12 protein-coding genes are annotated in these 14,011 nt (G+C 39.0%); 7 read left to right on the top strand and 5 right to left on the bottom strand.

Translation table 11 applies throughout. From position 1 onward, the window contains the following. Nucleotides 1–3: 3 nt before the first annotated feature. From hemN to ettA, 5 genes are all read right to left on the bottom strand, one after another. Nucleotides 4–1,374 carry an oxygen-independent coproporphyrinogen III oxidase gene (hemN, locus tag OGI71_RS00605; RefSeq protein WP_282253394.1) on the bottom strand — a complete coding sequence of 457 codons (1,371 nt, stop codon included), beginning with the start codon at nucleotides 1,372–1,374 and terminating at the stop codon, nucleotides 4–6. After that, the gene (locus OGI71_RS00600) at nucleotides 1,371–1,790 is read right to left on the bottom strand and encodes a lactate dehydrogenase (protein WP_282253393.1); all 420 of its coding nucleotides are present in this window, start codon (nucleotides 1,788–1,790) and stop codon (nucleotides 1,371–1,373) included. Before OGI71_RS00600 ends, hemN begins: the two co-directional genes overlap by 4 nt. A 214-nt stretch (nucleotides 1,791–2,004) precedes the next feature. Continuing rightward, the gene (locus tag OGI71_RS00595; RefSeq protein ID WP_282253392.1) at nucleotides 2,005–3,072 is read right to left on the bottom strand and encodes a response regulator; all 1,068 of its coding nucleotides are present in this window, start codon (nucleotides 3,070–3,072) and stop codon (nucleotides 2,005–2,007) included. 113 nt (nucleotides 3,073–3,185) lie between these two features. Beyond that, on the bottom strand, nucleotides 3,186–4,370 hold the full coding sequence (locus tag OGI71_RS00590; RefSeq protein WP_282256115.1) for a PAS domain-containing sensor histidine kinase: 1,185 nt from the start codon (nucleotides 4,368–4,370) through the stop codon (nucleotides 3,186–3,188). An 8-nt stretch (nucleotides 4,371–4,378) separates the two neighbouring features. After that, nucleotides 4,379–6,061, bottom strand: a complete 1,683-nt coding sequence (gene ettA / locus OGI71_RS00585) for an energy-dependent translational throttle protein EttA (RefSeq protein WP_282253391.1) — start codon at nucleotides 6,059–6,061, stop codon at nucleotides 4,379–4,381. A 185-nt stretch (nucleotides 6,062–6,246) separates the two neighbouring features. Here ettA and OGI71_RS00580 point away from each other — a divergent pair, with 185 nt between their 5' ends. The 7 genes from OGI71_RS00580 to OGI71_RS00550 all read left to right on the top strand — a co-directional run bounded on the left by OGI71_RS00580 (nucleotide 6,247) and on the right by OGI71_RS00550 (nucleotide 13,846). Further along, nucleotides 6,247–8,772, top strand: a complete 2,526-nt coding sequence (locus tag OGI71_RS00580) for an ATP-dependent Clp protease ATP-binding subunit (RefSeq protein ID WP_282253390.1) — start codon at nucleotides 6,247–6,249, stop codon at nucleotides 8,770–8,772. A gap of 136 nt (nucleotides 8,773–8,908) precedes the next feature. After that, the gene (locus tag OGI71_RS00575; protein WP_282253389.1) at nucleotides 8,909–9,337 is read left to right on the top strand and encodes a hypothetical protein; all 429 of its coding nucleotides are present in this window, start codon (nucleotides 8,909–8,911) and stop codon (nucleotides 9,335–9,337) included. Nucleotides 9,338–9,552: 215 nt separating this feature from the next. After that, nucleotides 9,553–10,071, top strand: coding sequence for a transposase (locus OGI71_RS00570; RefSeq protein WP_336044292.1), 519 nt, complete (start codon nucleotides 9,553–9,555; stop codon nucleotides 10,069–10,071). 299 nt (nucleotides 10,072–10,370) lie between these two features. Further along, nucleotides 10,371–11,051, top strand: coding sequence for a hypothetical protein (locus OGI71_RS00565; protein WP_282253388.1), 681 nt, complete (start codon nucleotides 10,371–10,373; stop codon nucleotides 11,049–11,051). A gap of 56 nt (nucleotides 11,052–11,107) precedes the next feature. Further along, nucleotides 11,108–12,285, top strand: a protein-coding gene (locus OGI71_RS00560) for an IS3 family transposase (protein ID WP_282251020.1) whose coding sequence is annotated in 2 segments (ribosomal slippage) — nucleotides 11,108–11,378 and nucleotides 11,378–12,285 — 1,179 coding nt in all. Because the reading frame shifts where the segments join, the coding sequence is not laid out codon by codon here. 165 nt (nucleotides 12,286–12,450) lie between these two features. Next, on the top strand, nucleotides 12,451–13,158 hold the full coding sequence (locus OGI71_RS00555; RefSeq protein WP_282253387.1) for a hypothetical protein: 708 nt from the start codon (nucleotides 12,451–12,453) through the stop codon (nucleotides 13,156–13,158). A gap of 10 nt (nucleotides 13,159–13,168) precedes the next feature. Further along, a complete protein-coding gene (locus OGI71_RS00550) occupies nucleotides 13,169–13,846 on the top strand; it encodes a hypothetical protein (RefSeq protein WP_282253386.1) in 678 nt (225 codons plus the stop codon). Nucleotides 13,847–14,011 lie beyond the last annotated feature (165 nt).

Raw genomic sequence — 14,011 nt, 5'->3', positions numbered from 1 at the left:
CAATTAAATTGCTTCACTAAATAACTGCGTTTTTGTACGCAGCTTTAAAAAACGTTGATCAAAAGCCATACAGATATTCCGTAGAAATGAACGTCCGATAGTAGTGCATCGAATCAGATCTCCTTCTATGCTGACTAAGCCGTCTTGGACCAATGTTGACAATTCATCTTTAATCTGCTCAGTTAAATCCGATGTAGGATCCAATTGTACTTTACCTTTACACATCATATCAAGGATATAACGTCTTATGACCAGATCTTCTGCATTAAGTATATGCCCTTTCACTACAGGCAAGACACCTGATGCGATCAGCTTATGATATTCTTTAACTGTTTTTACATTTTGCGCAAAACCACCCCAAGCGTCGCTGATCGAGGACACACCAATGCCAATTAATAAGGGGTTAAACCGATCCGCATACCCCATGAAATTACGGTGCAAGCGTCCTTCTTGGAAAGCCAAATAAAGTTCATCATCTTTTTTCGCAAAATGATCCATCCCGATATCTGCGTAACCTTGTGCCAAGATCAGCTTTTTCCCGAGATTATAAAGTGCTAGTTTGGCAGTACCTTTCGGCAGATCCGCCTCGGTATAATGCCGCTGCCCGGGTTTTAACCAGGGGACATGGGCATAGCTATAAAAAGATATACGATCTGGCTTGAGCAGCATAGATTTTTCAATCGTATCCTGTACAGATGCTTGGGTCTGCTTAGGCAATCCGTAGATCAAATCGAAATTAATGGATACAAAACCGATCTCTCTGGCATTCAACATCACCGCTTCTACTTCCTCGAAGGTCTGCTGTCTATTGATCATAAATTGCACCAAAGGATCAAAATCCTGTATCCCTAAGCTGAGACGACGGAAGCCTAGGTTGAAAAGAATCTGTAGGTGCTCGGTTGTGGTATTAGCAGGGTGCGCTTCAAATGAAAAAGAGCGATCTGCTGTGACATCGACATGTTCAAGAATTCCCTCAATCAACAATTTCAGGTTCTCAGGTTGAAAAAATGTCGGTGTACCACCACCCAAATGTATTTCTGACACGAGCGGTTTTGCACCTTTGAAAACAGTCCGATACATCTCCCACTCCTTTAGGAGGGCAGCAATATAAGGCAGTTCAACCTGATGATTTTTTGTGATACGCGTATTACAGCCACAGTATGTGCATAAGCTCTCGCAAAAAGGAAGATGTATATACAGACTTAACCCCCTATCTTTTGACTGTTTGAAAGTAAGGTATACCTGATCCGTCCAAGCATCAGTAGAAAATGTTTTCTCATCCCAAAATGGAACAGTTGGATAACTGGTGTACCGTGGTGCTGCAACATTATATTTCTGCACCAGCTCCGCCATAGTCTTGTCTTGTGTACTCATTGAAAATTATTTTTTGCGCAGTCATTTAAACAACAACATGCTTTACCAACACATTTTTCCATCCCCCAGAGATTGAGATTCCGAATAGTCTGTTCTGCCAGTCCTTTTGGGCTTTGATCCTCAAAAGGTGCATTCGCAATCTGAATACGCAGGGAGCCTGCCTTCACCAGATCAATATGGGATGTTTCTTTACTTCTTGTCATGATCTTATTGATCCCTAATTCCTTCAAATTAAGTAGCATTTTATCGTCCAAAATATCTCCTCCAGAGATGACAATCGCATCCTTCCCGCGCGCATAATTTTGCGTTTCGGCATTTAATCCGTTTGAAATCAAGGTGAGATCATGCTGTTTTGCATTGGCCAATGCCCAAAACTCCTTTTCAAATGACCTCACATTATATACAACTACTTTCATTTTGAATTCTACAATCAACCACGTATAAGTTTATCCTAAAAACAAAATTAGCTTATAGCTCAGCCCAAAAACATGATACAAGACCATACCTGACAATGATATATATCACAATTACACAAAAAGGGTGTGTCCGAATTCTTCGGACACACCCTTTTTGTGTTGATATTTAAGAGCCGTAAGCTTAAAGCCCAGGAAATATTTACTTGTTTAATTGTTACTGTTTTACGTCTCTCAATTTTTTGATAGAATTGATAAAAATCTTTCCTTTTTCTTTCGAGATCAGCTTTTCCTCTTTAAAATCAGAAAGCATACGTGAAACAGTTTCATTTGCCGTACCGGCTATCGAAGCAATTCCATCTCTGGTAATATCAATTGTACAGGCATTGACCTCATTGATATTAATTCCGCTTTTTTCGGCTACACTGATCAGAGCATTGGCCACACGTTTACGTACAGAATGGTATGCAAAGCCCAATAGTTGTTCCTCTTTTTCACGAAGGTCGACAGAAAGCAATTTGATAAACTTGCTTGCTATAGCCGGTTTTTTCCATAAGAGCTCCAAAAAAGCATCCTTCGGAATTAAAATAACTTCGCTCGGTTCAACAGCTTCTGCATAATCTTCATAGTTCTCATTCAACAGCACCGAAGCGTAAGCAAAATAATTCCCTTCGATATAAATTCCAGTCGACAATTCGCGTCCATCTTTATATGATTTAAAGCTTCGAATCTGCCCTGATTTGACATAATAGACATAAGTAGGCGAATCGTCTTTCTCAAAGATTGACTGTTTCTTCTTTACCGTTTTCACACGCGAGTTCGCGAGTAATTCCTGTAGCAATAAAACTTGCTCCTCTTCACTCAGATTTAGATCAGCGTCTTCAGGTGTATTAGCGGATAACTGCTCATGCTTTTTTAGACGAACCTCAATTGCATTCATCAGCTCCACATCGTCAAAAGGTTTGGTCAGGTAATCATCAGCCCCCATCTCCATTGCCTTGCGCATATCCGCACGTTCGGCTTTGGCGGTCAGAAAAATAAAAGGAATTTTTGAAGTGCTTTCTATTTTGCTTAACATAAATAGTACACCATATCCATCCAATTCGGGCATCATGATGTCACAGAGAATCAAATCAGGAATATGCCGGGTTGCCAAATCAACTCCTATCCGACCATTCTCCGCTGTAATAACATCATACCGTCCTGTCAGCTCCAAAATCTCAGTTGTCCCCTCTCTAATGTCAATATTATCCTCAATAATTAGAATTGTCTTTTTATTTTTCATTCCTAACATAATTATTCATTCCTATTTACCTTCAATGCCTCCTGAATGCCAAGCATTTATTTCATAAGTTCAGCTGTTCGATTTTTCTGCCACCGATAAAGCGACTCCAACACCTATTCAAAACTGACCTTAAATGATGTTCCTTTATGTACCTCCGATACAAACTCCATTTTACCTTGCATAAGTTCAATATATCTTTTCACGATATTTAGCCCCAGTCCCGTACCCGGAATATTCCCTGTGTTATGGGCTCTGAAAAAAGGCTCAAACAAATGCACTTGGTCCTCTTGGGGGATACCGATTCCATTATCTTTGACTGAAATCGAACAGCCATCGTCATCAATACAGGTTGTAAATTCAATTAATGTATCTTCGCCCGAGTATTTGATTGCATTGGAAATCAAATTCACCAAAGCATTTTTCAATAGATTCTGGTCCAAAGAAAAATGTCCGATCTCACCTGTATGCTGATACACAATATGCTGGTTTTTTTTACAGATCAATTGCATTTCCTCCGTAATCTCCTCAGCCAGTTCAACCAAATTAATATACTGCTTATTCATGACTACAATACCCGCCTCCAATTTCTCCAATGAGAGAAAATCGTTCAAAATACTGGTCAAGAGCTGCACTGCACCTTTAATCTTGTTGGTATGTTTAATGATACTCGCCTTATCATCGGGGCGATCCGCATATTTTTCGATCAACGAAGCTGATAATTGAACGGAACTTAAAGGTGTGCGAAACTCATGTGAAGCCATAGAAACAAAACGTGATTTAAGCTGGTTAAGTTCAATTTCTTTCTCCAAAGATTTAGAGACCTCCGCCTTTGCTTTTTCCAGTTCCGAAACCATCGATATTAGATCACGGGTTCGCTCACTGACTTTATGTTCCAATTCGGCTGCATGCTGTTTTAGCATGTCCTCAGCAGCCTTTTCACGGGAGAGATCATGGATAAATCCTGTAAAAATATTTTTATCTTTAAGCCAAACTTCACTGACCGCAAGCCGGAACGGAAATGTTTCTCCATTCTTCTTTAATCCCATCACCTCCCGTCCGATCCCGATAATTTTCTTATGACCTGTCGTTTGATAATTATGGATATAATTATCGTGATTCCCCCGATCAGGCTCAGGCATTAACATCGAAACATTATGTCCTATAACTTCTTCGGCGTTATAACCAAACAATTCTAAGGCAGCAGGGTTAATGCTTTCCACATTCCCCCTGTTGTCAATGGTGATAATTCCATCAATTGCGTGGTCTATTATGGCCGCCAGAAGCCTTCCGCCTTCCATGATCATCGTTATTTCACCAATTTTTTGTATTTAATACGATGTGGAGTCACATCACCCAAGCGTTTCTTGCGGTTCTCCTCATATTCAGTATAGTTACCTTCAAAGAAATACACTTGAGAATCACCTTCAAACGCAAGAATATGCGTACAGATACGGTCCAAGAACCATCTATCGTGGGAAATCACCACAGCACAACCACCGAAATTCTCCAAACCTTCCTCTAACGCGCGCAATGTATTTACGTCAATATCATTGGTCGGCTCATCGAGTAAAAGTACGTTTGAGCCTTCTTTCAATGTGATCGCCAAATGGACGCGATTACGTTCTCCACCAGAAAGTACACCGACTTTCTTTTGTTGATCAGCACCATTAAAGTTAAATTTAGAGACATAAGCTCTGGAATTTACGGAGCGATTGCCTAAGATCATATTATCATTACCACCGGTGATATTTTCCCAAACAGATTTTTCAGGATCAAGATCATGGTGCATCTGATCGACATAACCCAATTTGACCGTCTCGCCTACTTTGAACGAACCTGTATCTGGCGTTTCCTGTCCTGTGATCAAGCGGAATAAAGTTGTTTTACCTGCACCATTTGGCCCAATTATACCAACGATACCGGCTGGAGGCAACATGAAACTTAAATTTTCAAATAAGATACGGTCACCATAGGATTTGGAAATATCTGTTGCTTCAATAACAGAGTTACCCAAGCGCGGTCCTGGAGGAATAAACAACTCCAATTTTTCTTCACGTTCTTTGGTTTCCTCAGACGCCAATTTTTCATAGTTATGAAGACGGGCTTTAGATTTAGCATGACGGGCTTTTGGAGCCATACGTACCCATTCCAACTCACGCTCCAAAGTTTTCTGACGTTTGGTTTCTTGCTTTTCTTCTTGTGCCAGACGTTTAGCTTTTTGATCTAACCACGAAGAATAGTTTCCTTTCCACGGAATTCCCTCACCACGATCAAGTTCTAAGATCCATCCTGCGACGTTATCCAAGAAGTAACGGTCGTGGGTTACGGCAATGACAGTTCCTTTATACTGTTTCAAGTGTTGTTCTAACCAGTCAATAGACTCTGCATCCAAGTGGTTAGTCGGCTCATCAAGCAATAATACATCTGGTTCTTGTAATAATAAGCGACATAATGCTACACGTCTGCGTTCACCACCTGACAAATTGGCAATTTTAGCATCAGGTTCTGGACAACGCAATGCATCCATTGCTCTATCCAATTTAGAATCGATTTCCCAAGCATTTGTTGCATCAATTTTATCTTGCAATTCACCTTGTCTCGCTAGCAATCTATCCATTTCATCCGGATTTTCGTAGACCTCAGGCAAGCCAAATTTTTCATTGATTTCTTCGTATTCTTTTAAGGTTGCTGTAATTTCAGCAACACCTTCCTGCACAATTTCCAGTACGGTCTTTTCGAGATCCAATTGGGGTTCCTGTGCCAAATATCCCACAGAGTAACCTGGAGAAAACACAACTTCACCCTGATAAGATTTATCCAAACCCGCAATAATTTTCAATAATGAAGATTTTCCGGATCCGTTCAAACCGATCACACCAATCTTGGCACCATAGAAAAAAGATAAATAGATATTTTTTAGAACTTGTTTTTGAGGCGGATAGATTTTGTTGACTCCCGCCATCGAAAAAATAATCTTCTCGTCTGACATAAAATTTAAAAAAATTGGAAAACTCTTGTTATATTAACATACAAATGTAATCTTTTATACTGACATTTTGGACGTATAATGGTCATGGCTTAATTGTTGATGACATTATTTAAAATAATTTTAAGGTTTGAAATGTAGAATTTACTACATTTATATATCCTTAATATAAAACAGAAAGGTATTCAATGGAAGCAAAATTTTCACCGCGCGTAAAGGATGTTATATCGTACAGTAGAGAGGAGGCTTTGAGATTGCGTCACGATTATATAGGCACAGAGCATTTGTTGCTCGGCTTGATTCGTGAGGGCGATGGAATGGCGATCAAAATCCTTAAAAACATAGGCATTGACACAACTGCCCTACGTCAATCTGTGGAGGACGCAGTGAAGGGGGCATCTGTATCACGTGCGCCTATTGGCAACATGCCATTAACTAAACAAGCTGAGAAAGTGCTGAAAATAACTTATTTGGAAGCGAAAATTTTCAAGTCAGATATTATTGGCACCGAGCACCTATTATTGGCTATCTTACGGGATGAAGATAATATCGCTTCGCAGATTTTACAGCAATATAATGTGACTTATGACATCTTCAAATCTGAAGTTGAGCAAAATAGAACCACCATTAAGGATGAAGCTCCCGGCTCTCCTACAGGTGACGATGATTTTGCTGAGGATGATCAATATATCCAACCTAAAAAGGTTTCGGATATTAAATCCAAAACGCCTGTATTGGACAACTTTGGCCGAGATTTGACCAAAGCTGCTGAAGAAGGTAGACTGGATCCTATTGTAGGTCGTGAAAAAGAAATCGAACGTGTATCACAGATCTTATCACGTCGTAAAAAGAATAATCCGTTATTGATCGGTGAACCTGGAGTAGGTAAATCGGCTATAGCAGAAGGATTGGCGTTACGTATCGTGCAACGCAAAGTATCACGTGTATTGTTCAACAAGCGTGTGGTCACTTTAGATCTAGCCTCTTTGGTTGCTGGCACAAAATATCGTGGTCAATTTGAAGAGCGCATGAAAGCAGTCATGAATGAGCTTGAAAAATCACCGGATGTGATTTTGTTTATCGACGAAATTCACACCATTGTGGGCGCTGGCGGTGCTTCAGGATCTTTGGACGCTTCCAATATGTTTAAACCAGCCTTGGCAAGAGGAGAAATACAATGTATCGGTGCGACTACACTGGACGAATATCGTCAGTATATTGAGAAAGACGGTGCTTTAGACCGTCGTTTTCAACGTGTGACTATCGAGCCGGCTACACATGATGAAACTGTAGAGATCTTGAATCGTATCAAAGAGAAATATGAGGATCACCACAATGTGACTTATACGCCAGATGCAATTGAGGCCTGTGTGTCATTGACAACACGTTATATTACGGATCGTTTCCTACCGGATAAAGCGATTGACGCTTTGGACGAAGCGGGCTCACGTGTACACTTGAACAATATTCATGTTCCACAATCCATTATTGATATCGAGAATAAAATCGAGGAAGTCAAATTGGAGAAAAACAAGGTTGTGCGTAGTCAAAAATACGAGGAAGCTGCTAAATTACGTGATACAGAGAAAAAGCTTATCGACGAGTTAGAGAAAGAGAAGATTGCGTGGGAAGAAGAAACCAAATCTAAGCGATACACTGTTTCCGAAGAAAATGTAGCGGAAGTTGTTGCGATGATGACTGGTATCCCAGTGCAACGTGTCAGCCAATCCGACAGCCAAAAACTGTTGAATATGGGTGAGCTAATGAAAGGAAGAATCATCGGTCAGGATGATGCCGTCGGTAAATTGGTTAAAGCCATCCAACGGACACGTGCTGGACTGAAAGACCCTAAGAAACCTATTGGTTCCTTTATATTCCTAGGTCCTACTGGTGTCGGTAAAACAGAATTAGCGAAAGAACTAGCTCGATTTATGTTTGATACTGAAGACGCATTGATCCAAATTGACATGAGTGAATACATGGAGAAATTTGCTATCTCACGTCTGGTCGGAGCGCCTCCGGGATATGTAGGTTATGAAGAAGGTGGACAGTTAACAGAGAAAGTACGTCGCAAACCTTATGCGGTAGTGCTTTTGGATGAGATTGAGAAAGCGCACCCTGATGTATTCAACCTGTTACTGCAAGTATTAGATGAAGGTCAGTTGACTGATAGTTTGGGTCGTAAGGTGGACTTCCGTAACACGATTATCATCATGACCTCCAACATTGGTGCACGTCAATTGAAAGAGTTTGGTCAAGGTGTCGGTTTTACTACTGCGGCAAAATCGCAACAAACAGATGCACACTCCCGTGGAGTAATCGAAACTGCCTTAAAAAGAGCTTTTGCGCCAGAGTTTTTGAACCGTATTGACGATGTTATTGTTTTCAATTCGTTAACAAAAGAAAATATCTTTAAGATCATTGATATCGAATTGACGTCTTTGTTTAAACGAATCGCAGATTTAGGATATACCATTAACTTGACGGATGAGGCGAAAGATTTCATCGCCGATAAAGGCTATGACAGTAATTTCGGTGCACGTCCATTAAAACGGGCAATCCAAAAATATCTGGAAGATCCAATTGCGGAAGAAATCCTCAAAGGAAATGTGCAAACAGGTTCAGTTTTAACCGTGAGCATCAATCCAGAAACCAAAGATATTGAGGTCTCTAGCTCAGATCCGAAGTCTTCAAAAGATACAGCTGAGAAATAATCGATTGCTGTACTCGAAATAATTTCAAGAAAATGCACCATTATGGTGCATTTTTTGTTGTAAAGAAGTTTGACGTTAAACTTTAGCGCTATTTTATCGTCCTATAATAAAAAATGTCACAAATAACACAAACGATATGAAAAGACTTTTATTCGCAGCTTTAATTGGAACCGCAGCCTTGGTTTCATTCTCTTCTTGTAAAAAGGAGTATATTACGCAAGAGGTAAACGTTTTAGATGGAGTAACTTTCAGTACCAACGTAAAATCTTCCTCGTGGGTACCTGACCAATCAGGATACTCATTTTCAAATGAATTGGACTTTCCTGAATTAGATGCAAAGTATTTTAATTTTGGACATGTTGGGGTTGCTATATCATTCGATAATGATAAAGATTTCTTTATCAATATTCCCTCAGCCGTTGGCCCCTACAATTACCGTGTGGAGTATAAAATTGGTAAAGTATATCTTTATGCAGATTATGTTGGAAATGATAATAAACCTGTCCGTCCAACAGACATGTTCGTCAAAGTCACATTGACCGATGCCACAAATGGTGGTAATTAATAAAAAAAGATCTCAGAATTCTGAGATCTTTTTTTATTAAAAGAGTTATTTTCACCATCCCTCCAGAAACAACTTTACATATTCAAATCCTAAATCTCATTTAAATGTTCTTGTTAAAATTACTTTAGTATGCCAATTTGATTGTATTGTAAATTTCCCAAATAAATTCATTAGCCAAAAAGATCTTTATAGAATGATTTCTCAACGTATTTTTTATTTTATTCCAGAACACATTTATTTTATTCGCCGGAGATATCCATTGGAACAGATGGGATAAAATACACCAACCCTACAAGTTATTCTCCAAAGGCATGAGTGTTTCGGATATAGAAAATATGATGCGCGATGTGTATGGATTTGACCTTTCTGAATCGACGATTTCCCGGATTACCGACCGTGTGGCGGGTGATGTGATCGCCTGGCAAAACCGTCCGCTGGACAGCGTATATCTGATTGTCTGGATGGATGGCATTGTTTTTAAGGTCAGGGAGAACTCCAAAGTGGTCAACAAGACCATTTATCTTGCTGTGGGCCTGAACCGGGATGGCTATAAAGAAGTTCTGGGCATGTGGCTGAGCAAGAATGAAAGTGCCAGTTTTTGGATGGGAATCCTGACAGACCTGAAATCCCGGGGCGTAGAGGATATGCTGATTAAAGCGACCGATAACCTCAATGGTTTCTCCGCTACTATACGGAGTGTTTTTCCTGAGTGTAGTACCCAATTATCCGCCTGAAATGATGAAAAATATAGACTTTATTAAAGTTTTTTCACTAACCAAAATTAAGGGGTTTTAACCCCCTTTTTTATTCGTTTTTTCTATACTGCCAATTTTCTAGTTATCCAAAATAACGCTCCATTATATAAGACAGCTTTCAAATTAAATTGTATTAATTTTCAAAAAAGTAATCATTATTTTTTTTGTCTCTTTGGTCGTTAGTGATGTTTTTTTTTAAATATAACACAAATTTAAATATAGGTATACAGTAACTTAATATTAAACAGTATTATTTGTAATATTAATCAATACGAAAAATGAGATTTCGAAAAACAACATTTAATTTGAGAACAAGTATTATTTTGTTTCTCTCTATTCTTTCTATCTTTGCATATCAGGGATGTAGGAAGGATATCGTCCTCAATAGTCAAAAGACAAATACTTTTGCGAGTATAGCTGAAATAAAAGAAAGCTACGAAAAAATGTCCATTGAGTCACGAACAAGTGATAGCTTAAAAAGTGGGCTTATAATTAAATATATCCCACAATGGGAAAATGCAAAATCCTCCCAAATCAATGACTCCACACAATATACCCTAATTCCATTGATTGGGTCAGGACAGCTGAATGAAAAAGAAATTTCAGTACAGACTGTTAATAATACTCTTTTTTTGGTCGTTGCCAACGGGGAAAAATTCTACCTTTCCCGTTTTTATCCTGATAAAAAAAGTGATGATAATTTCCTGAAAAATGGAAAATTATCAATGATAGACGTCCTCACCAAAAATCTGTTCGTTTATAGCTATGATAATGGTAAGAGCAGTTACAATGCCCCCACAGCTTTCAAATCACCAAAAGGCTCAACAAAGAAAGCTGCCTATGAAGTTCAGTGCAGGCAGGAGGGTACCTGTGTATGGAGCACATACTGCAATGGTGTAGGCTATATTTCGACGAGTCTCCCAGGAACCTGTAGCTATCCTACAGATTATACAGACTGAAGTTGCTACATTTGACTGGACATTAAGTTAAGAGAATTTAATAACTTAACAGACTTATGTCAAGAGAAAGAAAAGTTTATACCAAAGAGTTCAAACTGATGAGCGTTGAACTGAGCAACACGCGTAGCGACCTTAGCGCGCTGGCCAGGGAACTGGATATTAGCCCAGCATTATTGTATAGGTGGCGAAAGGAACATTCTGTAAAACAAGGAAGTAGTTTCTCTGGGAATGGAAAAGTTATCTTGAGTGAGAGTGAACAGGAGTTAGCACGATTAAGAAAAGAACTTCGGGAGACACAGATGGAACGGGATATATTAAAGAAGGCTGTAAGCATCTTCTCCAAGAGCGACACCAAATATTCAGGTTCATAAGGGACAATAGGGAAATATTTTCAGTCGAGAAGATGTGTCAGGTGTTCAAGGTGAGCAGAGCGGGCTACTACAACTTTTTAAAGGGTATCCCTTCAAATAGAAGTATTGAAAACCAACAGATTACTATGGAAATCCAGGATGCATTTATAAGAAGTAAAAATACTTACGGCAGTCCGCGTATTACCAGAGAACTACACAAAAAGAATATTAAAATATCCAGAGTGAGGGTAGCCAAACTGATGAGAAAGGCCGGGTTAAGAAGTATTGTCAAGAAAAAATTTAAGGTGACCACAGACTCCACCCATAAGTTTTCGGTACCGGAGAATATATTGGACCGTGATTTTAAACCGGGAACACTTGGTGCAGTATGGGTATCAGACATCACTTACATCAAAACGCAGCAGGGATGGTTGTATCTGACAACTGTAATCGATCTGGGAGATCGAAAAGTAATTGGATGGGCTTTAAGTGAGACTATGAATGCGGTAGATACGGTGATTTCTGCTTTTAAAATGGCACAAAAAGCAAGGCCAATCACCCAGAAACTAATATTCCATTCCGATCGTGGCGTACAGTATGCCTGTCATGAGTTCAGCTCTATGGTGGAAAAAAATCCACTCATCATAAGAAGCATGAGTAGAAAGGGAAATTGCTGGGATAATGCTGTCGCTGAAAGTTTTTTCAAGACACTGAAAGCGGAATGTATATATCAGCATAAATTCGCTCACAGGAAGCAAGCTGCGCTTATTGTCTTTGAATATATTGAGACTTGGTACAACCGAAAAAGGCAACATTCTGCCTTAGGATACTTATCACCAGAGGAGTTTACTAGAAAAATAAATAAACAAAATATTGCAGCTTAACTAGGTGTCCATTTTATTGTTGCAATTCCAGACTGTGATTATAATGTATCATGGAGCAATGATCGGATGATCTACAATACTGTTTGCGAAAACGTCTGGGTTCCAGATCCCCCAACTGATGGAGGAACAATTAATCCAATTACTCCTCCAACTCCAAAACAAATAATGTTACAGGAAACTAAAAATACCGACTGCGACGGTGTAACTCGGGCAAATCAACTGTCAAGAAATCAGGATTTCAGGAATAGGGTTAATGAAATTAGCAGTAAAAGTGAGGAATGGGGGGCTGCAATAAAACTCAGAGATCCCAATGATCCCAGTTCAGTTTATATTGACCCGGCATCATCCGATAATAAGGTCAGTAGTAAAAGTGTAAATCCATCATGGGATGCAACCAGAGGCTATGTGATTGGTTATATACATAATCACCCGGGTGAAGGCTCGCCGAGCCCTTCAGATATCTTCAATCCGGCAGTTGACCTACTGGAGATGGTTAACTCACAGAATATACCTGCTAACCAGCTGCAAAATTATCTTAGGAATTTTAGTTCCTCAGTAGTTAGCGGAGGTAATGTTTACACGATCACAATAGCGAATGCCCAATTATTTGCCATGATGACCGGAAATTTCAGTGCCGCTCAAAAAGATGCTAATATCCAATATCAAAATGCTACGCTTGAATTTATAAATCGGAATTATAGCAATGGAACAACGACTGAAGAATATCAGGCTTCCGGAGAATCAGCACTAATTAAAATGTACGGAAAAATGTTTAACTTGAGCAAACAAAAAATAGGTGAAACTGACCGTAATAAAGCGGTTAAACGCGATCAAAATGGAAATATCAGCAAAGTAAATCCTTGTACACCTTAAAAATAAAAAAATGAAAACATTAATAACTTCAATTATCTTTCTGTTACTTACAACAGGTCTATTTGCACAGCAGGATATCAAGTCCAAAATATCAAATGGTTTTATCCGTGATAATGGACTCACAGATCTAAAAGAAATCAGTGATTTAAATATAAAATTAGCTAAAGATTATTTTGGCGCTAATTTCGATACGTATGCTGACAGAAGCATAGAAATGGCCCCAAATGTAAGTTTTCACAAGATTGATTATAGCATCGCTACGGGCGTACAAACTACTCCAGGAACAAGAACCAGAACGACGACTTATACAACTTACGACGGACTTTTGCAGTTAAGCTGGATAGACCTATCAACATTCCCTGTAAGAAGCATCGAGGACATATCCAAGGATAATTATAGGGTTGTATATGACACGGAGGAAAAATCAAATATCATAACAGACTATGTTAAAAATGACAATGTGGAAGGAAGCTTTATCTATAGTAAAAATGGTAATCTGATTATTTTTATAATATTATCCAAGACCAAACCGGAAATGGTAAGGGGAACAATAATCATAAATTTGCCTGAGTCTGAACGTTCGGAATTTGCTAAAGCGTTTATTGGAGGAACAATTTTCGAGCCTAATACTGGACGTACAAGAACAGGTACTCGAACGGACAGCACACGTACTAGAACAAGAAACTAAACTTTAACATCCTGCAAAATTTGAACTCAATAAATTTCAAATTTTTGTTCCATAAGGTCGCGCTTTTAAAGCTCGACCTTTATTTTTAATGCCTAAAACATGTGCTGACTAAAGTGTCAAAAAAAAATGAGGGAGAACTGAAAATATATTCAATTCATAGGTCAT

Origin of the sequence: Sphingobacterium sp. ML3W (assembly GCF_029542085.1) — a bacterium.
In the GTDB taxonomy this organism is placed as follows: Bacteria; Bacteroidota; Bacteroidia; order Sphingobacteriales; family Sphingobacteriaceae; genus Sphingobacterium.
Note: the sequence above shows the minus strand (reverse complement) of the source record. Positions and strands in the feature narration are given on the sequence as shown.

What these genes read in the sequence shown, in the direction of transcription:
- hemN (WP_282253394.1), bottom strand. Translation starts at nt 1,374, where the DNA reads ATGAGTACACAAGACAAGACTATGGCGGAGCTGGTGCAGAAATATAAT.
- OGI71_RS00600 (WP_282253393.1), bottom strand. Translation starts at nt 1,790, where the DNA reads ATGAAAGTAGTTGTATATAATGTGAGGTCATTTGAAAAGGAGTTTTGG.
- OGI71_RS00595 (WP_282253392.1), bottom strand. Translation starts at nt 3,072, where the DNA reads ATGAAAAATAAAAAGACAATTCTAATTATTGAGGATAATATTGACATT.
- OGI71_RS00590 (WP_282256115.1), bottom strand. Translation starts at nt 4,370, where the DNA reads ATGGAAGGCGGAAGGCTTCTGGCGGCCATAATAGACCACGCAATTGAT.
- ettA (WP_282253391.1), bottom strand. Translation starts at nt 6,061, where the DNA reads ATGTCAGACGAGAAGATTATTTTTTCGATGGCGGGAGTCAACAAAATC.
- OGI71_RS00580 (WP_282253390.1), top strand. Translation starts at nt 6,247, where the DNA reads ATGGAAGCAAAATTTTCACCGCGCGTAAAGGATGTTATATCGTACAGT.
- OGI71_RS00575 (WP_282253389.1), top strand. Translation starts at nt 8,909, where the DNA reads ATGAAAAGACTTTTATTCGCAGCTTTAATTGGAACCGCAGCCTTGGTT.
- OGI71_RS00565 (WP_282253388.1), top strand. Translation starts at nt 10,371, where the DNA reads ATGAGATTTCGAAAAACAACATTTAATTTGAGAACAAGTATTATTTTG.
- OGI71_RS00555 (WP_282253387.1), top strand. Translation starts at nt 12,451, where the DNA reads ATGTTACAGGAAACTAAAAATACCGACTGCGACGGTGTAACTCGGGCA.
- OGI71_RS00550 (WP_282253386.1), top strand. Translation starts at nt 13,169, where the DNA reads ATGAAAACATTAATAACTTCAATTATCTTTCTGTTACTTACAACAGGT.